This is a genomic window from Streptomyces sp. BK79 (genome assembly GCF_044142145.1).
In the GTDB taxonomy this organism is placed as follows: domain Bacteria; phylum Actinomycetota; class Actinomycetes; order Streptomycetales; family Streptomycetaceae; genus Streptomyces.
In genome coordinates this window covers 251670-271618 of record NZ_JBHVOC010000008.1, presented here as the reverse complement: position 1 = coordinate 271618, position 19949 = coordinate 251670, and the positions used below count along the sequence as shown (strand labels likewise).

Below are 19949 nucleotides of genomic sequence, written 5' to 3'. Positions count from 1 at the left end.
GGGCGGTGAGAACGACGGGGGGCGGATGTGAGCCCTCGCATAGGGCGCACGTCACGTACGAAGGGGAGTAGGAGAACGACTCGTCCGTTTTGAGCGGGGCAGACAGTCCAGTCTGCCCCGTTTTGCCCTTCCCTGATCCACTACCCGGGATCGTACGTCACACCTTTGCCTCCGGATTTTGCGGCCGCTAAGAATTGCTCTCGTCGCTCAACGCCGTGGGTTGTCGCCCCGCGGCGTTCGTGCCGGAAGCATCCCTGTCCCCACCGGACGAGAGCGACCTCCGCGCTATTCGAAGAGGTCTATCCCGCCATGCCCAAGAACATCTTCACCCGTGGTCATAGTCGTCCCCTGAACCGCACCCACAAGCTCGCGATCGCCGGTGTCGGCACGCTCGGCGCCGCCGCCGTCGCGCTCACCGCGGTCCCCGCCAGCGGCCAGACGACCACGAGCGAGGCTGCTGCTCCGCAGGCCAAGGTGGCGTACAGCACCCAGCAGATCCAGGACGTGCACGCCGGCGTCACCGGCCAGCTCGCCGGTGCCGACCAGAAGGTCGCCTTCATCGAGGCGAAGAAGGAGGCGGCCGCCAAGGCGACCGCCGCGAAGAAGGCCGCCGAGGCCAAGAAGAAGGCCGCCGCCGAGAAGGCCGTCGCCAAGCGTGAGGCCAAGGAGACCGCGAGCCGGTCCACCGAGCGCGCCCAGGTCAAGAAGGCCGCGACGAAGTCCTACCCGGACAACCTCGACGGCTGGATCCGCGAGGCCCGGGACATCATGAAGAAGCACGGCATCCCCGGCTCGTACGAGGGCATCCACCGCAACATCATGCGGGAGTCCTCGGGCAACCCGAAGGCCATCAACGACTGGGACATCAACGCCATCAACGGCATCCCGTCGAAGGGCCTGCTCCAGGTCATCCCGCCGACGTTCGAGGCCTACCACGTGGCCGGCACCCCGAAGAACATCTGGGACCCGGTCGCCAACATCGTCGCCGCGTGCAACTACGCCGCCGACAAGTACGGCACCATGGACAACGTCGACAGCGCGTACTGAGGTCGGCGCGGACCTCTTCGCGACGTCGCCGACGCCGGACCGCACGCCGAAGGGCGGCACCCTCCTGACGGGGTGCCGCCCTTCGGGGCGTTCACGGGGCCGACGGTCGCGGCGCCCGGCCGCTACTTGCGCATGACCTCGGGCTCGTGGCGGCGCAGGAAGCGCGCCACGAAGAAGCCGCAGATCACGCCGAGGGCGATCAGCGCGGCCATGTTCAGGCCCCACGTGCCGACGGTGTGCTCCCACAGCGGGTCGGCCTCCGCGCCCTGCTCGGGCGGGCTGATCCTGTTGAAGTCCAGCGTGGCGCCGGCCGCGGCCACCGCCCAGCGCGACGGCATCAGGTAGGAGAACTGGTTGACGCCGACCGCGCCGTTCAGGGCGAAGAGGCAGCCGGTGAAGACGACCTGGATGATCGCGAACATGACCAGCAGCGGCATCGTCTTCTCGGCGGTCTTCACCAGCGAGGAGATGATCAGGCCGAACATCATCGAGGTGAAGCCCAGCGCCATGATCGGCAGGGACAGCTCGACGAGCGTGAGGCCGCCGAGGACGAGCCCCTCCTCCGGGATCTCCCGGGAGGCGAAACCGATGACACCGACCAGCAGACCCTGCAACACGGTGATCATGCCGAGCACGAACACCTTGGACATCAGGTACGCCGACCGGGACAGGCCGGTCGCACGCTCCCGCTCGTAGATCACCCGTTCCTTGATCAGCTCGCGGACCGAGTTCGCGGCGCCGGCGAAGCAGGCGCCCACCGCGAGGATCAGCAGGACCGTGGTCGCCGTGCCGTTCGGGATGATCCGGCCCGCCGCGTTGGGCGGGTTGGGCAGCAGGCCCTTGTCGGCGTCGATGAGCAGGCTCACCGCGCCGAGCACGGCCGGCAGGATCACCATCAGGGCGAGGAAGCCCTTGTCGGAGACGATCACCGAGACGTAGCGCCGTACCAGCGTGACGAACTGCGACATCCAGCCCTGCGGCTTCGGCGGTTTCATCCCCTGCATGGCCGGCATCTGTACGGCCTGCGGCGCGACGGCGTCGATGTCCGCGGCGTACATCTGGTAGTGCTGCGAGCCCTTCCAGCGGCCCGCCCAGTCGTAGTCGCGGTAGTTCTCGAAGGCGGAGAAGACGTCGGCCCAGGTGTCGTAGCCGAAGAAGTTCAGCGCCTCCTCGGGCGGACCGAAGTAGGCCACCGAGCCGCCCGGCGCCATCACCAGCAGCTTGTCGCAGATCGCCAGCTCGGCCACCGAGTGGGTGACGACGAGGACGGTGCGGCCGTCGTCGGCGAGGCCGCGCAGCAACTGCATCACATCGCGGTCCATGCCCGGGTCGAGGCCGGAGGTCGGCTCGTCCAGGAAGATCAGCGACGGCTTGGTGAGCAGCTCCAGGGCGACGGAGACGCGCTTGCGCTGACCGCCGGAGAGGGACGTGACCTTCTTGTCCTTGTGGATGTCCAGCTTCAGCTCGCGCAGCACCTCGTCTATGCGGGCGTCGCGCTCGGCGGCCGTGGTGTCGGCCGGGAAGCGGAGCTTCGCCGCGTACTTGAGGGCCTTCTTGACGGTCAGCTCCTTGTGCAGGATGTCGTCCTGCGGGACCAGACCGATGCGCTGACGCAGCTCGGCGAACTGCTTGTACAGGTTCCGGTTGTCGTAGAGGACCTCGCCCTGGTCGGCGGGCCGGTAGCCGGTGAGCGCCTTGAGCAGGGTCGACTTGCCGGAGCCGGACGGGCCGATGACCGCGATCAGCGACTTCTCGGGCACGCCGAAGGAGACGTCCTTGAGGATCTGCTTGCCGCCGTCGACCGTGACCGTCAGGTGGCGGGCGGAGAAGGACACCTCACCGGTGTCGACGAACTCCTCGAGCCGGTCGCCGACGATCCGGAACGTCGAGTGGCCGACGCCGACGATGTCGGTCGGGCCGAGCAGTTGGGAGCCGCCCTTGGCGATGGGCTGGCCGTTGACGTACGTGCCGTTGTGCGAGCCCAGGTCGCGGATCTCCATGCGCCCGTCGGGCGTGGAGTGGAACTCCGCGTGGTTTCGCGAGACCTGGAGGTCGGAGACGACCAGCTCGTTCTCCAGCGCACGGCCGATGCGCATCACCCGGCCCAGCGAGAACTGGTGGAACGTGGTCGGGCTGCGGTCGCCGTGGACCGGCGGCGCCCCCGCCGCGCCGCCGGGTCCCTGCTGCTGGGGGAAGTGCGGTGCGGCCTGCTGCGGTGCGCCCTGCTGCGGCTGATGGTGCTGCCAGCCGGCCTGCTGCTGCCCGTGCTGCTGCGGGGCCTGGTGCGGTGCGGCCTGCTGCGGCGGGACCTGCTGCGGCGGAGCCTGCCGCTGGTGCGGATCCTGCGCCGGCGCGGGCTGGGCCCAGCCCGCGTTCGCACCCTGCGCGGCGTACGGCTGCTGCTGGGGCTGGGCCTGGGCCTGCGGCGTGGCGACGGACGCCTGAGCGCCGGTCAGGCTCACGCGCGGCCCGTCGGTCGCGTTGCCCAGGTTCAGCACCGTGCCGGCGCCGAGCTCCATCTGCTGGACGCGCTGGCCGTGCACGAACGTGCCGTTGGTGCTGCCGTGATCCTCGACGACCCAACTGCGGCCGTTGAAACTGATCGTGGCGTGCCGCCAGGAGACCCTGGCGTCGTCGAAGACAAGTTCCCCCTGCGGATCGCGTCCGAGCGCGTATGACCGGGACGGATCGAGCGTCCAGGTCTGTCCATTGGATTCCAGTACGAGTTCCGGCACTCCATGCCCCACTGAGTTGTCCCCCGAATTGCCCCCGTCGCGGGGAGTCTAGGGATGTCGAACATCGGGGGGAACTATTTCAGGCTCGGCCCCCTGACCGAAAGTCGGGCCTTGTGAAAACTGCGTAGGCACCCATCGCCCACCCGTCGGCCGCTCCCGTTGACGGGGTTGAAACCTGCCCGGAGAGTGGTATTCCACGCGAGGGGGACATGCGCGGCACTCCGCCGCGCAGCGGATCGGGGGGTCTGCCATGAGCGCGTGCATGGGTACGGGACACGACGGGCCCGGCACCAAGGTGCCCTGGGGCGACGTCGTGCTGTCCGCGATCGCCGCCGTGAGCTGGGCGTTGATCGGCATGGCGGGGACGGCCGCGCTCGGGCTGCACCTGCTCGACGCGGACTCGGCGGGCTCGCTGGGTCCGATGACCGCGGCGGTCGTGGCGCTCGGGGCGGGTGGGGCGGTCAAGCCGGCCGGTGATGTGTCCGCGTTCGGGCTGGAAGGGGCGCAGGCGCACACGGCCATCGAGATCACGCCACTCGGTGTCGGGCTGGTGGGCGCGCTGTTCCTGTCGTTCTTCTTCCTGCGGTCCCTGCGGGCGGCCGGAGCCGTGGTCCCGCCCGCGGAACTCCTGGCCCGCGCGGGGACGGTCGTCGCCCTGTTCGTGGCCATGACGGGCGGGCTGGCCTGGGTGGGGCACGACGTCGTCACGATCGACGGCGGTGCGCTCGGGCTGGACGACCTGCCCGGCGGCGACGGCGGGGTCGAGATTCCCGGGGTGGGGGACATCGGAGGGCTGCTGCCCGACCGGATCGGTGACCTCGTCGACGCGGAGGCCGCGGTCGGCTTCACCGTGGACACGGTGCCGACGCTGCTGGGCGGGCTGGTCTGGTCCGCCGGGGTCCTGTTGATCGCCCTGCTGGCCTCGCGCCGCACTCCCCTGCCCCGTGGCTGGGAGGCCGTGCACCGGGTGGTGCGGCCGGCCGTGTCCGCCCTGGTCACGGTGGCGCTGGTGGCGGTGGCGGCGGGGTGGGCGGCGGCGGCCTACGCGGCGATCGGCGACGCCCATCCCCGGCGGATCGCGGGTGCGGCCCTCCTGGGCGCCCCGAACGGCGTCTGGCTCGGCGTGCCGCTCGGGCTGTTCGTGCCGTGGGACGGGCGGGCCACCGGTGAGCTGGTCCGGGTGCTCCCGGATCCGCTGGACGAGTTGCTGGGCGGCGGTACGCCGGAGCCGGTCACGCTCGGGCGGCTGGCGGAGCTGGACGGGCGGGTGTGGCTGCTCGGGGTGGCGGCGGTGCTGATGATGCTGCTGGCCGGGGTGCTGACGGCGGTACGGACGCCGGTGGCGCGGGACGAGGCGCGTTCCGTCGCCTTCGCCGGACGGTGCGCGCTGCGGCTGGGCCTCGCGACCGCGTCGGCGCTTCCGCTGTCGGCCCTGCTGACGGAGGTGTCCGTGACCGCCTCGCTGTCGGTGCTCGGCATCGACGCGTTCGGCGCGGGCATCGACCTGAGCGGACACCTGGGCCCGGCCCTGTTGCTGGGCGCGGTGTGGGGCGCGGCGGCCGGGGCGGCGGGGGCCCTGCTGGCGCGGGCGTGCGGGGCGGCGGGGGCACGGGCCACGGCGTTGGCACGGAGTGCCGGGGCGGTGCGGGCGGGTGCGGGCCACGCGGGCGGAGGAGGCGCGGCGTACGGGGGCGGGGGTGGGGGCGGGTGGGGCCCGGGCGTCGGGGACGGGTGGGGCCCGGGCGTCGGGGGCCCGGGAAGCCGGGGCTCGGTCGGCTGGGCGGGCGGTGGAGCGTACGCGGGCGAGGGACAGCGGAGCCCGGGTGGCACGGGCCCCGGCGGTTGGGCGCACACGGATGACGCGGGTGACCGAGGCGGTTCCGGCCGTGCGGCAGAGACGGGTGACGGGGGCGGCTCCGGCCCCGCGGCGGCGACGGGTGACGGAGGCGGCTCCGGCCGTGCGGCAGAGACGGGTGACCGAGGCGGGAGGGGCCCGGGCGGCCGGGCGGAGGGGGGTGCCGCGGGCGGCGACGACGTATCCGGCGCGCCCACGGTGGCGGGGCCGCTGACGCCGCCGCCAGGCACGCCGCCGCGACCGCCGCGGCCGCCACGTCCTGGTGAGCGGCCCGGGAGGCGGTCGCCGTACCGCTGGGGCGACGGGCCCCCGCCCCCGCCTCCCCCACCGCCGGCGCCGCCGCGGAGGCCTCGGGACGGTCAGTGACGGGCGGCGTCGGCCTCGTCCCCGACGCCGCCCCGCCCCCTCGGCGCCCGCCGGGTCCGTGTCCGTCAGTCGGACCTCGGGGGCGCGAGGCACCGGGTGCCGGATACGGTGGGAACACCATGAGCGCTTCGCAGACCTCTGACGTTCCCACGCTTCTCGTCAAGATCTTCGGCAAGGACCGACCGGGCATCACGGCCGGCCTGTTCGACACCCTCGCCGCCTACTCCGTCGACGTCGTCGACATCGAGCAGGTCGTCACCCGTGGCCGGATCGTGCTGTGCGCGCTCGTGACCGAGCCGCCCCGGGGCCTGGAGGGCGATCTCCGGGCGACGGTCCACAGCTGGGCGGAGTCCCTGAAGCTGCAGGCGGAGATCATCTCCGGCATCGGCGACAACCGGCCGCGCGGCCTCGGCCGCTCCCTGGTCACGGTGCTCGGCCACCCGCTCACCGCGGAGGCGACCGCCGCCATAGCGGCCAGGATCACCGAGTCCGGCAGCAACATCGACCGTATCTTCCGGCTGGCCAAGTACCCCGTCACCGCCGTCGAGTTCGCGGTGTCCGGCGTGGAGACCGAGCCGCTGCGCACCGCGCTGGCCACCGAGGCCGCGGCGCTCGGTGTGGACGTCGCGGTCGTCGCGGCGGGCCTGCACCGGCGGGCCCAGCGCCTGGTCGTGATGGACGTGGACTCCACGCTGATCCAGGACGAGGTCATCGAGCTGTTCGCCGCGCACGCCGGCTGCGAGGACGAAGTCGCGGAGGTCACGGCGGCCGCGATGCGCGGGGAGCTGGACTTCGAGCAGTCGCTGCACGCGCGCGTGGCCCTGCTGGCGGGGCTGGACGCCTCCGTGGTGGAGAAGGTGCGCGGCGAGGTACGGCTGACGCCGGGTGCCCGCACCCTGATCCGTACGCTGAAGCGGCTCGGCTATCAGGTGGGGGTCGTCTCCGGCGGCTTCACCCAGGTCACCGACGACCTGAAGGAGCGGCTGGGGCTGGACTTCGCCCAGGCCAACACGCTGGAGATAGTCGACGGGAAGCTGACCGGCCGGGTCACCGGGGAGATCGTCGACCGGGCGGGCAAGGCCCGGCTGCTGCGCCGGTTCGCCACCGAGGCGGGCGTGCCGCTGTCGCAGACCGTGGCGATCGGGGACGGTGCCAACGACCTGGACATGCTGAACGCGGCCGGTCTGGGCGTCGCCTTCAACGCCAAGCCGGTGGTGCGCGAGGCGGCGCACACGGCGGTGAACGTGCCGTTCCTGGACACGGTCCTGTACCTGCTGGGCATCACCCGCGAAGAGGTCGAGGCGGCGGACACGCTGGAAGAGGTTCTCGGCGAGGACACCGGCCTGCCCCTCGACCGGATCTGACCGACTAGGGATCTGACCGACTAAGGATCTGACCGACGAGGGATCCGACCGACGAGGGCCCGGACCCGCCTGGGTGCCGGGCCCGTCGCACGGCGTGGCCGGGCGGTGCCTGTGGGCGGGATCAGTCGGTCGGCGCCCAGTAGTCGACCAAGCAGGCCGCGCCCGGCTCCACGCCCTTCCAGGAACCCGTGAAGGTGAGGACGGCGAAGGCGGCGGTCGGGAAGCCCCGCCGCTCGATGTGCTCGCGCACCTCGTCCTCGGCCGAGCCGGCCAGGATCTCGGCGAGTCCCTCCATGCCCGGGTTGTGGCCGATCACCAGCACGTTGCGCAGGTCGTCGGGGGTCTCGTTGAGCACGGCGATCAGCTCGCCGGGCGAGGCCTCGTAGATCCGCTCCTCGTAGACGGTTTTCGGCCGCTGCGGGAACTCCTGGACGGCGAGCTTCCAGGTCTCGCGGGTGCGGGTGGACGTGGAGCACAGTGCCCGGTCGAAGGGGATGCCGGTGTCCGCCAGCCGGCGTCCGGCCTCTGCGGCGTCCTTGCGGCCCCGATCGGCGAGCGGCCGTTCGTGGTCGGTCACCTGGGGCCAGTCGGCTTTCGCATGCCGGAAAAGGACGATCCTGCGGGGTTCTGCGACGCTCATGGCATCCAGCTTCGCATGAAACAGGCCACGGGGCGCAGGGAGTTGACATGCGGCTTCCCGTGGATTCCCGGCCGTCGGCGCGTCCGCGGCCCCGTCCCGGTCTCAGCGCGCGAGGAGCTGCTGGACCCACTCCAGGAACTGGGCGAGGGCGGGCTGCTCACCGGTGGCGGCCGCGTGGGCGTCCACGGGGTTGAGGATCAGCAGGAGCAGCGCGACGAAGGCGAGCACGGGCAGGGCGAGGGCCCACCAGGGCAGCCGGATCTCGACACCGCCCCTGGTCGTCTGGGGAGGCCGGATGTGGGAAGGGGCCGACATGAGTGCCTCCGCTGGTCTTCGGGCGTCCCTGGTCCGTGCGCTGCGCCCGCCTGCCGCGGGCACATCTCGAAGCTACGGAATCCGTGGCGCCCGACCCATCCGGAGGTCCACCCACTTGACCCTGACCCTCACCCCCTAGGGGACGGGGGGTTAACCCCACCATCGGTGAGCAGGGCGGGCATCACGGCGAGGCGATGGTCGCGACGATGCCGATGATCACGAAGATCGCGAGGAACGAGCCGAAGACGATCAGCATCTTCTTCTGGCCGTGCTGGGGGTTCGGGTCGAGGACTGGCATACGCCAAGTCTCGCATCCGCCGCCCGCCCCCGGCCGAGCGGGCCGGTGCACCGGGAACCGGCGGGCCCGTGCACGGAGCCGACGGGCCGCTGCGGGCCCGGGCGGGCCCGGGCGGGCCCGTGACCGGCTCAGCGGACCGCCTCCTCCTCCACCGTGCGGTCGCGGCCCGCGAGGACGCCCACGACGATCTGCGGCACCATCAGGGCGCTCATCAGCGCGATCGGCAGCCCCCAGCCGCCGCTGTGCTGGTAGAGCACGCCCACCAGGAGCGGCCCGGGGATGGAGATCAGGTAACCGGTGCTCTGCGCGAAGGCGGACAGCTGGGCGACGCCCGCGCCCGTCCTCGCCCGCATCCCGACCATGGTCAGCGCGAGCGGGAAGGCGCAGTTGGAGACGCCGAGCAGCAGGGCCCAGGCCCAGGCGCCGCCGGCCGGGGCGAAGTACAGGCCGGCGTATCCGGCCAGCCCGCACACGCCCAGGACCAGCACGATCGGGCCCTGCTGGGGCAGGCGGGTGGCCACGCGCGGGATGACGAAGGCGAGCGGCACGCCCATCACCATGATGACGGCGAGCAGCAGGCCCGCGGTGCCGGCGGAGACGCCCGAGTCCCGGAAGATCTGGGCCATCCAGCCCATCGTGATGTAGGCGGCGGTGGCCTGGAGACCGAAGAAGACGGCGAGCGCCCAGGCCGTACGGCTGCGGGTGATGCGCAGCGGAGGCTGCTCGGCGGTCCGCTCCGCCGGCCGGCCCGCGCGGGCGGCCGTCGTCTCGGCACCGGCCGCCTCGCCCCCGTCGGCGGCGCTCCGGGCCGGCGCGGTCGCGGACGGCGCCTTCCGGTCCCGTACGAACGGGATCCACGGCAGAATGGCCACCGCTCCCACCGCGGCCCACACCGCGAGGCCGGGCTGCCAGTGCCCGCCCAGGGCGTTCGTCATGGGCACGGTGGCCGCGGCTGCGATCGAGGTGCCGAAGGCGAGGGCCATCGAGTACAGGCCGGTCATGGAGCCGACCCGGTCCGGGAAGTAGCGCTTGACGATGACCGGCATCAGGACGTTGCTGACCGCGATGCCCATCAGCGCGAGGGCGGTGGCGGCCAGGAAGCCCGCCGTGCCGCCGGCGTACGGGCGTATCAGCAGGCCGGCGGTGATGGCGGCCATGCCCGCGCAGACCACCGCGCCGGGGCCGAAGCGGCGGGCCAGCCGCGGGGCGGTGACCCCGAAGACGGCGAAGCAGAGCGGGGGCACCGAGGTGAGCAGTCCGGCCACGCTGCCGCTCATGCCGAGCCCGTCGCGGACCTCTTCGAGGAGCGCGCCCAGGCTGGTGATGGCGGGGCGCAGGTTGAGCGCGGCCAGGACGATGCCGAGGATGAGCAGGCGGGTCGTCCAGGCCGTCCACGCGCGCGTGCCGGTCTCCGTGGGCACCTCACCGGGTACCCGGGCCGCGCGGGGGGCCGGCTCGCCGGGGTGGGTGGACTTCGAGGTTTCCGTCCGAGTCTCCGTCCGGGTTTCGTCACTAGCCATGAGACCCATCATAGAATCATGGGATGATTGATTGTCCACTCGCGTGCGAAGGTGAGCCATGCCCCTGAGCCATCCCCGTCGGTCGGCGCTGTCCGAGCAGGTCATCGCGGCGCTGCGCCAGCAGATCACCTCGGGCGAGTGGCCGGTCGGCTCCCGCATCCCGACCGAGCCGGAGCTGGTCGAGCAGCTCGGCGTCGCCCGGAACACGGTCCGCGAGGCGGTCCGCGCGCTGGCCCACAACGGCCTGCTGGACATCCGCCAGGGCTCCGGCACCTACGTCGTGGCGACCAGCGAGCTGGCGGGCGTGATGCAGCGCCGCTTCGCCGGGGCCGACCCGCGGCACATCGCCGAGCTGCGTTCCACCCTGGAGTCCGCCGCGGCGCGGCTCGCCGCCGAGCGGCGCACGGAGAAGGACCTCAAGCAGCTGGACGCGCTGCTGGTGCGCCGCGAGGAGGTCTGGGCGTCGGGCGACACGGAGGCGTTCGTGACGGCGGACGCGACCTTCCACCTGGCCGTCGTCGCCGCCTCGCACAACGACGTGATGACCGCGATGTACGCGGACCTCGGCGAGGTCATGCGGGACTGGCTGCGCGGGGACGTCGGCAGCGAGCTGACGCCGGAGACGCACATGGACCACACGCGGCTCGTGGACGCGATCCGGGCGGGGGACGCGGAGACGGCCGCGGCGGAGGCCGCGGGCTATCCCTTCCTGTGCCGCCCGGGCCGGTTCAGCGCTCCCGCCGGTGGCTGACCCACGCCGCCTGGACCTCGTTCCAGCACCGTCCGTCCAGCCGTACGGTCTGCGCGGGTCCCGCCGGGACCGCCGGACCGTCGCTGTCGAGGTCCCACCAGTCCACGCACTCGATGTGCAGACGCACGTGGTCGGTCTCCGGGTACGGGTTGTGGCAGTAGGCGGTCACGTCGGAGTCGTCGACGCGGACCCGGCACTCGGCACCGAACAGCTCCGTGGGCTCGGTGTCCCCGGCGGGCACGCGCGCGTGGGACATCGCCTCGTACGGCAGGACCAGTACGCACGCGAGGGCGACGGTCGCTGAGGCCAGGCGGGGAAGCAGACGCACAGGGACCTCCTCGGCCGTACGGGGGAGGGAGAGCGCGTGGTGAACTCGTGCTCCAGCGTGCGCCGGCCACCGCCTCGCCGCCCGGCCGGCTGGGCCGAACGGGTGACACGCCTAGGGGCCCGCACCCGGGTCGGATGCGGGCCCCTCGCAACCAGCGGGCGGGACGGGCGGTCAGGCGCCGATGGCGTGCAGACCGCCGTCGACGTGGACGATCTCGCCGGTGGTCTTCGGGAACCAGTCGCTCAGCAGCGCGACGATCCCGCGGCCGGCGGGCTCCGGGTCCTTCAGGTCCCACTCCAGCGGGGAACGGCTGTCCCACACGGAGGCCAGCTCGCCGAAGCCCGGGATGGACTTGGCGGCCATGGAGCCGAGCGGGCCGGCCGAGACCAGGTTGCAGCGGATGTTCTGCTTGCCCAGGTCACGGGCCATGTAGCGGTTGGTGGCCTCGAGCGCGGCCTTGGCCGGGCCCATCCAGTCGTACTGCGGCCAGGCGAACTGCGCGTCGAAGGTGAGGCCGACGACCGAGCCGCCGTTCTGCATCAGCGGCAGGCAGGCCATGGTCAGCGACTTCAGGGAGAACGCCGAGACGTGCATGGCCGTGGCGACCGACTCGAACGGCGTGTTGAGGAAGTTGCCGCCGAGCGCGTCCTGCGGGGCGAAGCCGATGGAGTGGACGACGCCGTCGAGGCCGCCCAGCTCCTCGCCGACGATGTCGGCCAGGCGCCCGAGGTGCTCGTCGTTGGTGACGTCCAGCTCGATGACCTTGGTGGGCTTGGGCAGCTTCTTGGCGATGCGCTCGGTCAGCGTGGGCCGCGGGAACGCGGTGAGGATGACCTCGGCGCCCTGCTCCTGGGCCAGCTTCGCGGCGTGGAAGGCGATGGAGGCCTCCGTCAGCACACCGGTGATCAGGACGCGCTTGCCCTCGAGAATTTCGCTCATGGTGATCAGTGACCCATTCCCAGTCCGCCGTCAACGGGGATGACGGCTCCAGTGATGTACGAGGCGTCGTCCGAGGTGAGGAACCGCACCGTCGCGGCGATCTCCTCCGGCTGCGCGTACCGGCCGAGCGGCACCTGCGACACGATGTTCGACCGCTGCTCGTCGGTGAGCGCCTTGGTCATGTCCGTGTCGACGAAGCCGGGCGCGACGACGTTGAAGGTGATGTTGCGCGACCCCAGCTCACGGGCGAGGGAGCGCGCGAAGCCGACCAGGGCGGCCTTGGAGGCGGCGTAGTTCGCCTGCCCCGCGGAGCCGAGCAGTCCGACCACCGACGAGATGAGCACGACGCGGCCCTTCTTGGCGCGCAGCATGCCGCGGTTGGCGCGCTTGACCACACGGAAGGTGCCGGTGAGGTTGGTGTCGACGACGGAGGTGAAGTCCTCCTCGGACATGCGCATCAGGAGCTGGTCCTTGGTGACGCCGGCGTTGGCGATCAGGACCTCGACGGGGCCGTGCGCTTCCTCGATCTCCTTGTAGGCCTGCTCCACCTGCTCGCTGTCGGTGATGTCGCACTTGACGGCCAGGCAGCCCAGCTCCGTCAGGGCGGCGGGCGGCTCACCCGAGCGGTACGTGATCGCGACCTTGTCGCCGGCGTCGGCGAAGGCGCGGGCGATGGCGAGGCCGATGCCCCGGTTGCCTCCGGTGACGAGAACCGAGCGGCTCAACGGATCACCCTTTCGATTGCGGTGTGGTACCCGCCCGAACACCCGGTGACAGGCGGCGATGACAGGCGGCTTCAGCGAAAACCTATCGGTCCCCGCCGGTCCCCAAAGACTCGGGCACCCACAGTGGCTTACGGGGCTGACTGTCGGGTCCCTACAGAAAGACCCGGGGCGTCCGGGCCCCGGACCGGCCCGAAAGGTGTGGTCCCCGTCCGGCCCGGCACGACATGATGCGGCACAGCCCCCGGTATCGCGGCGACGACCGGTCATGTCGACAGAAAGAGACGCAGGTGCCTCATAGCATCGACGAAGCCTTCACGGCCCTCCCCCTACGCGCCCTCGCCGACGCCGCCCTCGCACGCGCGCGGGCGCTCGGCGCGGAGCACGCCGACTTCCGGCTGGAGCGGGTGCGGGGCGCCTCCTGGCGCCTGCGGGACGCCAAGCCCGCCGGGTCCTCGGACACCACCGACCTCGGGTACGCGGTGCGCGTGGTGCACGGCGGCACGTGGGGCTTCGCGTCGGGGGTGGACCTGACGATGGACGCCGCCGCCAAGGTCGCCTCCCAGGCGGTGGCGATGGCGAAGCTGTCCGCGCAGGTGATCAAGGCGGCCGGGTCCGACGAGCGGGTGGAACTGGCCGCCGAGCCCGTGCACGCCGACCGGACGTGGGTCTCGTCGTACGAGATCGACCCCTTCACCGTGCCCGACGCGGAGAAGTCCGCCCTGCTGGCCGACTGGAGCGCGCGGCTGCTGGCGGCGGACGGGGTCGATCACGTGGACGCCTCGCTGCTCACCGTGCACGAGAACAAGTTCTACGCCGACACCGCCGGGACCGTGACCACGCAGCAGCGGGTGCGGCTGCATCCGGTGCTGACCGCCGTGTCGGTGGACGACTCCAGCGGCGAGTTCGACTCCATGCGCACGCTGGCGCCGCCCGCCGGGCGCGGCTGGGAGTACCTGACCGGGACCGGCTGGGACTGGGACGCGGAGCTGGCCGGGATCCCGGAGCTGCTCGCGGAGAAGATGCGGGCGCCCAGCGTCCGGGCGGGCCTGTACGACCTGGTCGTCGACCCGTCGAACCTGTGGCTGACCATCCACGAGTCCATCGGGCACGCCACCGAGCTGGACCGCGCCCTCGGCTACGAGGCCGCCTACGCGGGCACCTCCTTCGCGACCTTCGACCAGCTCGGCAAGTTGCGCTACGGCTCGGAGCTGATGAACGTCACCGGCGACCGCACCGCCGAACACGGGCTCGCGACCATCGGGTACGACGACGAGGGGGTCGAGGGGCAGTCCTGGGACCTGGTGAAGGACGGCACGCTGGTCGGGTACCAGCTCGACCGGCGGATCGCGAGGCTCACCGGGTTCGAGCGGTCCAACGGCTGCGCCTACGCCGACTCCCCCGGCCATGTGCCGGTGCAGCGGATGGCCAACGTGTCGCTGCGGCCGGACCCGGGCGGGCTGTCCACGGAGGACCTGATCGGGGGCGTGGAGCGCGGGATCTACGTCGTCGGGGACCGGTCCTGGTCGATCGACATGCAGCGGTACAACTTCCAGTTCACCGGGCAGCGGTTCTTCCGGATCGAGAACGGGCGGCTCGCCGGTCAGCTGCGGGACGTGGCCTACCAGGCGACGACCACCGACTTCTGGGGGTCCATGGCCGCCGTCGGCGGCCCGCAGACGTACGTCCTGGGCGGCGCCTTCAACTGCGGCAAGGCCCAGCCGGGCCAGGTCGCGGCCGTCTCCCACGGCTGCCCGTCCGCCCTCTTCAAGGGAGTCAACATTCTGAACACCACCCAGGAGGCGGGTCGATGAGCGCGCGCACGGGCAAGCCGCACGAGATCGTCGAGCGGGCGCTGGAGCTGTCCCGGGCCGACGGGTGCGTGGTCATCGCCGACGAGGAGTCCACCGCCAACCTGCGCTGGGCGGGCAACGCGCTCACCACCAACGGTGTCACGCGCGGGCGCACGCTCACCGTCGTCGCCACCGTGGACGGCCGGGAGGGCACGGCGTCCGGGGTCGTGTCGCGTTCCGCCGTGACCGTGGACGAGCTGGAGCCCCTGGTGCGGGCCGCCGAGGCCGCCGCGCGGGGGGCGGGACCGGCCGAGGACGCGCAGCCGCTGGTCACGGGTGTGCCCGCGGCGCCCGACTTCACGGACGCGCCCGCCGAGACGTCGTCCGCCGTGTTCGCCGACTTCGCGCCGGCGCTCGGGGAGGCGTTCGCCCGCGCGCGTGCGGGCGGCCGGGAGCTGTACGGCTTCGCCAACCACGAGATGACCTCCACGTACGTGGGTACGTCCACGGGGCTGCGGCTGCGGCACGACCAGCCGACCGGGACGCTGGAGCTGAACGCCAAGTCGCCGGACCGCACCCGCTCGGCGTGGGCGGGACGGGCCACCCGGGACTTCAAGGACGTCGACCCGGCGGCCCTCGACGCCGAGCTGGCCGTACGGCTGGGCTGGGCCGGCCGCAAGGTGGAGCTGCCCGCCGGGCGGTACGAGACGCTGCTGCCGCCGACCGCGGTCGCGGACCTGCTGATCTACCAGTTCTGGTCGGCCTCGGGGCGGGACGCGGCCGAAGGGCGCACGGTGTTCTCCAAGCCGGGCGGCGGCACGCGCGTGGGCGAGCGGCTGGGCGCGCTGCCGCTGACCCTGCGCGGCGACCCGCACGAGCCGGGCCTGGAGTGCGCGCCCTTCGTGGTCGCGCACTCCTCCGGCGGCGACCAGTCGGTGTTCGACAACGGGCTGCCGGTGGCGGCGACCGACTGGATCCGCGCGGGCGAGCTGAACCGGCTGACGACCACCCGGCACAGCGCCGGGCTGACCGGGCTGCCGGTGGCCCCGGCGACCGGCAACCTGATCCTGGACGGCGGCGACCCCGACCGGTCCCTCGACGACCTGGTCGCCGGCACCGGGCGCGGGCTGCTGCTCACCTGCCTCTGGTACATCCGCGAGGTCGACCCGGCGACGCTGCTGCTGACCGGGCTGACCCGGGACGGCGTCTACCTCGTCGAGAACGGCGAGGTCGTCGGGGAGGTGAACAACTTCCGGTTCAACGAGTCGCCGGTGTCCCTGCTGGACCGGGCCACGGAGGCGGGGCGGACGGAGAAGACGCTGCCCAGGGAGTGGGGCGACTGGTTCACCAGGGCCGCGATGCCCGCGCTGAGGGTGCCGGACTTCAATATGAGCTCTGTCAGCCAGGGCGTATAACCTCGTACCCGCACACGAGACCATTCGAGGAGACACGAGAACCGTGACGGACATCGTCGACGAGCTGAAGTGGCGTGGGCTGTTCGCCCAGTCCACCGACGAGGACGCTTTGCGCAAGGCGCTCGCGGACGGTCCCGTCACGTTCTATTGCGGTTTCGACCCGACCGCGCCGTCCCTGCACGTGGGGCACCTGGTCCAGGTGCTCACCGTGCGCCGGCTCCAGCAGGCCGGTCACCGGCCGCTGGCGCTGGTCGGCGGCGCCACGGGGCAGATCGGCGACCCGCGCCCGACCGCCGAGCGCACGCTGAACTCGCCGGAGACCGTCGCGGGCTGGGTCGAGCGGCTGCGCGGCCAGATCGAGCCGTTCCTGTCCTTCGAGGGCGAGAACGCGGCCGTGATGGTCAACAACCTCGACTGGACCGAGGGGCTCTCCGCGATCGAGTTCCTGCGGGACATCGGCAAGCACTTCCGGGTCAACAAGATGCTGACCAAGGACTCCGTCGCCCGGCGCCTGGAGTCCTCCGAGGGCATCAGCTACACGGAGTTCAGCTACCAGCTCCTCCAGGCGATGGACTTCCTCCAGCTCTACCGGAGGTACGGCTGCACGATGCAGCAGGGCGGCAGCGACCAGTGGGGCAACCTCACGGCCGGCCTGGACCTGCTGCACCGGCTGGAGCCGGACGCGTCGGTGCACGCCTACGCGACGCCGCTGATGACCAAGGCGGACGGCACCAAGTTCGGCAAGACCGAGGGCGGCGCCGTCTGGCTCGACCCGGAGATGACCACGCCGTACGCGTTCTACCAGTTCTGGCTGAACGTGGACGACCGGGACATCTCGACGTACATGCGCATCCTGTCCTTCCGCTCCCGCGCGGAGCTGGAGGAGCTGGAGGCGCAGACCGAGGAGCGTCCGCAGGCCCGGGCCGCGCAGCGCGCGCTGGCCGAGGAGCTGACGACGCTGGTGCACGGCGCCGACCAGACGGCCGCGGTGATCGCCGCTTCCAAGGCCCTCTTCGGCCAGGGCGACCTGGCCGAGCTGGACGACCGTACGCTGGCGGCCGCCCTCTCCGAGGTGCCGCACGTCGAGGTCACCGAGCTGGGCCCGGTCGTGGACCTGTTCGCCGAGGTCGGCCTCGTCGCCAGCAAGTCCGCCGCGCGCCGCACGGTCAAGGAGGGCGGCGCCTACGTGAACAACGTCAAGGTCGCCGGCGAGGACGCGGTCCCCGCCCGGGAGGACCTGCTGCACGGGCGCTGGCTGGTGCTGCGCCGCGGCAAGAAGAACCTGGCCGCGGTCGAGGTCACCGGGGCCTGAGCGCACGACGGAGGGGCGGTTTCCGCAGCGTCGCCGCTGTCGGAGGCCGCCCCTTGGCGTACCGGGCCGGTCAGGCCCGTTCGCGTCGCTTGTTGCCCCGTACCGCCATGTAGGCCGCGTCGCCGACGGCGACGATGATAATCGCGGCCACCAGCTGGAAGACGTGCCGCCACCAGTCGATGCCGGAGGTCGCGTCCACTCCGGCCGCCCGGGCGATGGCATTGCCGGCGATGGCGCCGAGAATGCCGAAGATGGTGGTCAGCCACAGTGGGCTGTGCTGCTTCCCGGGAATGATCGCCTTGGCGATCAGACCCAGCACGAATCCGACGATGATCGCCCACAACCAGCCCATGTCTGCCTCCTCATACGGCTCCACGCGAGCATTGACGCCAGTCTTCGCCCGTACGGCGTACGACGCACGCCGGGTACGGCCGAACGGGGGACACGCGTACGGGGCGCGGCGCAGTCCGTGCGCGCGGTCCGGAGGGTGACCCGGTCTCGTGGGCGGCGCAGGCGCGGCGTAACGTGGAGAGTTGTCCGGGACCGGTGTCCCCGAGCGGCCGCGGACGAGAGCGGGGCGGGGAGAGTCCGATGCGGGCGGATGGTGGAACCAGATGCGGAAGCAGAGTGCCGGCGGCAACGCCGAGGTGTTCCGGATCACCGGGGCCCGGACGGGCCTCCAGGAGGATGTGCGCGGGCGGCAACGCCGGTACATCATCTCGATGTCGGTGCGTACGGTGTCGGTCGTCCTCGCGGCCTGCCTGTGGAACGTGGAACGGCACGTCGCGATCGTGGCCCTGGTCCTCGGCGTGGTACTGCCGTACATCGCGGTCGTGATCGCGAACGCGGGGCGTGAGAACGCGCCATCCTTGCCGTCGACGTTCGTGACGGTGCCGACGCCGCCGATGATCATGCCGCCGCGGGCCGACGACGACGCGGCGGAATCCGTCCCGGAGGGCGTGGCGTCCGAACCGGGACCGGGCGGGAACGGTGGGACGCGCGGCAGGCCGTGACCGCGGGGAGCCCGTCGGGACGGGCGTCGATTCCGCGCCAGGCTCAAGAAAAGCTCAGATGAATCATGTAGTTCCGGTGCCGGGCGGCGGGTGATGCGTGACATACTTCGTACGCGCTCCGCATCCCCCGTCGGAGCGACGGACCGACGCCGGGCAGCTCCCCCCGTGGCTGCTCGGCGTCGCCTTTTGTGTGGACCAGAGTGGACCCCGGTGTGGTCCCGTGCGGATCTGTGAGACGAACCTGTGAGTGACGAGACCACCCCGATCTGCTCCGCCAAGGGCTGCCGCACCACCGCCGTGTGGGTCCTGGCGTGGAACAACCCGAAGATCCACACGTCCGAGCGGCGCAAGACCTGGATCGCCTGCGACGAGCACCGGGAGCACCTCTCCCAGTTCCTCGGGGTGCGGGGGTTCCTGAAGGACGTGGTCCCCCTCGCCGAGTGGGAGTCCCCAGAGACCGCTCCGGACCAGTCCTAGCCCCCGATCGCCGACATCGGCCGGTCGGGCTGGACGAAGGCCGGGTCGTCGAGGCCGGCGCCGGCCTTCTTGCCCCACATCGCCAGCTTCCAGATGCGGGCGATCTCCTCGTCGGGGGCGTCGGAGCGCAGCGCGGCGCGCAGGTCGGTCTCCTCGGTGGCGAACAGGCAGGTGCGGACCTGACCGTCGGCGGTCAGGCGGGTGCGGTCGCAGGCCGAGCAGAACGGGCGGGTGACGGAGGCGATGACGCCGACGCGGTGCGGGCCGCCGTCCACGAGCCAGCGCTCGGCGGGGGCGGAGCCGCGCTCCTCGGAGCCCTCGGCGGTCAGCTCGAAGCGGGTGCGCAGGGAGGCGAGGATGTCACCGGCGGTGACCATGCCCTCGCGCTTCCAGCCGTGCTGGGCGTCCAGGGGCATCTGCTCGATGAACCGCAGCTCGTAGTCGTGCTCGACGGCCCAGGCCAGCAGGTCGGGGGCCTCGTCGGCGTTGAGCCCCGGCATCAGGACGGAGTTGACCTTCACGGGGGTCAGGCCGGCCTCGCGGGCGGCCTCCAGTCCCTCCAGGACGTCCTTGTGCCGGTCCCGGCGGGTGAGGGTCTTGAAGACGTCCGGGCGCAGCGTGTCCAGGGAGACGTTGACCCGGTCGAGGCCCGCGGCCTTCAGGGCCGTCGCCGTGCGCCTGAGGCCGATGCCGTTGGTCGTGAGGGACATCTGGGGGCGCGGCTGAAGGGCGGCGACGCGCTCGACGATGCCGACCAGGCCGGGGCGCAGCAGGGGTTCGCCGCCGGTGAAGCGGACCTCCTCGATGCCGAGGGAGGTGACGGCGATGCCGATGAGGCGGACGATCTCGTCGTCCGTGAGCAGGTCGGGCTTGGCCAGCCACTGAAGGCCCTCTTCGGGCATGCAGTAGGTGCAGCGCAGGTTGCAGCGGTCGGTCAGCGAGACCCTCAGGTCGGTGGCCACTCGGCCGTAGGTGTCGATGAGCACGTGGGCCCCCTCCCTCGACGCGGATCGGTGGAGCACTTCTCTCCTCCGATATCTGCGAGCCTACGTGACCGGT

At 72.0% G+C, this 19949-nt stretch carries 19 protein-coding genes; 9 read left to right on the top strand and 10 right to left on the bottom strand.

Annotated features, from left to right (window positions below; genetic code table 11):
* The first annotated feature begins 309 nt into the window (after positions 1-309).
* The gene (locus ACFIF2_RS12875; protein WP_395572726.1) at positions 310-1047 is read left to right on the top strand and encodes a transglycosylase SLT domain-containing protein; all 738 of its coding nucleotides are present in this window, start codon (positions 310-312) and stop codon (positions 1045-1047) included.
* Between the two features lie 122 nt (positions 1048-1169).
* Here the strand turns inward: ACFIF2_RS12875 and ACFIF2_RS12870 are convergent, their stop codons facing one another.
* Positions 1170-3782, bottom strand: a complete 2613-nt coding sequence (locus ACFIF2_RS12870; protein WP_395572725.1) for an FHA domain-containing protein — start codon at positions 3780-3782, stop codon at positions 1170-1172.
* A 262-nt stretch (positions 3783-4044) separates the two neighbouring features.
* On the opposite strand from ACFIF2_RS12870, the gene ACFIF2_RS12865 reads away from it, so the two are divergent.
* Positions 4045-6003: a streptophobe family protein gene (locus tag ACFIF2_RS12865; RefSeq protein ID WP_395572724.1), complete on the top strand. Its 1959-nt coding sequence runs from the start codon at positions 4045-4047 to the stop codon at positions 6001-6003.
* A gap of 119 nt (positions 6004-6122) precedes the next feature.
* Entirely contained in the window at positions 6123-7367 is a 1245-nt protein-coding gene (gene serB, locus ACFIF2_RS12860) for a phosphoserine phosphatase SerB (RefSeq protein WP_395572723.1), read from the top strand.
* Between the two features lie 121 nt (positions 7368-7488).
* Here the strand turns inward: serB and ACFIF2_RS12855 are convergent, their stop codons facing one another.
* The 4 genes from ACFIF2_RS12855 to ACFIF2_RS12840 form a co-directional block, all read right to left on the bottom strand.
* Positions 7489-8007, bottom strand: a complete 519-nt coding sequence (locus ACFIF2_RS12855; RefSeq protein ID WP_395572722.1) for a SixA phosphatase family protein — start codon at positions 8005-8007, stop codon at positions 7489-7491.
* A 102-nt stretch (positions 8008-8109) separates the two neighbouring features.
* Positions 8110-8322, bottom strand: a complete 213-nt coding sequence (locus tag ACFIF2_RS12850) for a hypothetical protein (RefSeq protein WP_395572721.1) — start codon at positions 8320-8322, stop codon at positions 8110-8112.
* 181 nt (positions 8323-8503) lie between these two features.
* Positions 8504-8620, bottom strand: coding sequence for an SGM_5486 family transporter-associated protein (locus tag ACFIF2_RS12845; RefSeq protein ID WP_019329374.1), 117 nt, complete (start codon positions 8618-8620; stop codon positions 8504-8506).
* 128 nt (positions 8621-8748) lie between these two features.
* Positions 8749-10152, bottom strand: coding sequence for a CynX/NimT family MFS transporter (locus ACFIF2_RS12840; protein ID WP_395572720.1), 1404 nt, complete (start codon positions 10150-10152; stop codon positions 8749-8751).
* A gap of 46 nt (positions 10153-10198) precedes the next feature.
* Here ACFIF2_RS12840 and ACFIF2_RS12835 point away from each other — a divergent pair, with 46 nt between their 5' ends.
* Positions 10199-10891, top strand: coding sequence for a FadR/GntR family transcriptional regulator (locus ACFIF2_RS12835; RefSeq protein WP_395572719.1), 693 nt, complete (start codon positions 10199-10201; stop codon positions 10889-10891).
* Here ACFIF2_RS12835 and ACFIF2_RS12830 read toward each other — a convergent pair.
* The 3 genes from ACFIF2_RS12830 to fabG all read right to left on the bottom strand — a co-directional run bounded on the left by ACFIF2_RS12830 (position 10869) and on the right by fabG (position 12883).
* Positions 10869-11219, bottom strand: coding sequence for a hypothetical protein (locus ACFIF2_RS12830; RefSeq protein ID WP_395572718.1), 351 nt, complete (start codon positions 11217-11219; stop codon positions 10869-10871). The genes ACFIF2_RS12835 and ACFIF2_RS12830 overlap by 23 nt on opposite strands.
* A gap of 171 nt (positions 11220-11390) precedes the next feature.
* Complete coding sequence (gene fabI / locus ACFIF2_RS12825) at positions 11391-12158, bottom strand: enoyl-ACP reductase FabI (RefSeq protein ID WP_395572717.1); 768 nt, start codon at positions 12156-12158, stop codon at positions 11391-11393.
* Positions 12159-12163: 5 nt separating this feature from the next.
* Positions 12164-12883: a 3-oxoacyl-[acyl-carrier-protein] reductase gene (gene fabG, locus ACFIF2_RS12820; RefSeq protein WP_395572716.1), complete on the bottom strand. Its 720-nt coding sequence runs from the start codon at positions 12881-12883 to the stop codon at positions 12164-12166.
* Positions 12884-13170: 287 nt separating this feature from the next.
* On the opposite strand from fabG, the gene ACFIF2_RS12815 reads away from it, so the two are divergent.
* From ACFIF2_RS12815 to tyrS, 3 genes are read left to right on the top strand one after another with little or no spacing between them, the layout of a single operon-like run.
* Positions 13171-14694 (top strand): TldD/PmbA family protein, encoded by a 1524-nt coding sequence (locus ACFIF2_RS12815; RefSeq protein WP_395572715.1) that lies wholly within the window; start codon positions 13171-13173, stop codon positions 14692-14694.
* Positions 14691-16088 carry a metallopeptidase TldD-related protein gene (locus ACFIF2_RS12810; RefSeq protein ID WP_395572714.1) on the top strand — a complete coding sequence of 466 codons (1398 nt, stop codon included), beginning with the start codon at positions 14691-14693 and terminating at the stop codon, positions 16086-16088. The genes ACFIF2_RS12815 and ACFIF2_RS12810 overlap by 4 nt, the downstream gene beginning before the upstream one ends.
* 43 nt (positions 16089-16131) lie before the next feature.
* Positions 16132-17400, top strand: a complete 1269-nt coding sequence (tyrS, locus tag ACFIF2_RS12805) for a tyrosine--tRNA ligase (RefSeq protein ID WP_395572713.1) — start codon at positions 16132-16134, stop codon at positions 17398-17400.
* Between the two features lie 70 nt (positions 17401-17470).
* Here the strand turns inward: tyrS and ACFIF2_RS12800 are convergent, their stop codons facing one another.
* Positions 17471-17752, bottom strand: a complete 282-nt coding sequence (locus tag ACFIF2_RS12800) for a GlsB/YeaQ/YmgE family stress response membrane protein (protein WP_395572747.1) — start codon at positions 17750-17752, stop codon at positions 17471-17473.
* A 262-nt stretch (positions 17753-18014) separates the two neighbouring features.
* Here ACFIF2_RS12800 and ACFIF2_RS12795 point away from each other — a divergent pair, with 262 nt between their 5' ends.
* Together ACFIF2_RS12795 and ACFIF2_RS12790 are read left to right on the top strand one after the other, a co-directional pair.
* Positions 18015-18413: a DUF3099 domain-containing protein gene (locus ACFIF2_RS12795; protein ID WP_395572712.1), complete on the top strand. Its 399-nt coding sequence runs from the start codon at positions 18015-18017 to the stop codon at positions 18411-18413.
* Between the two features lie 243 nt (positions 18414-18656).
* Positions 18657-18890 (top strand): hypothetical protein, encoded by a 234-nt coding sequence (locus ACFIF2_RS12790; protein ID WP_395572711.1) that lies wholly within the window; start codon positions 18657-18659, stop codon positions 18888-18890.
* Here ACFIF2_RS12790 and moaA read toward each other — a convergent pair.
* Positions 18887-19876, bottom strand: a complete 990-nt coding sequence (gene moaA, locus ACFIF2_RS12785) for a GTP 3',8-cyclase MoaA (protein ID WP_395572710.1) — start codon at positions 19874-19876, stop codon at positions 18887-18889. The genes ACFIF2_RS12790 and moaA overlap by 4 nt on opposite strands.
* Positions 19877-19949: the final 73 nt, after the last annotated feature.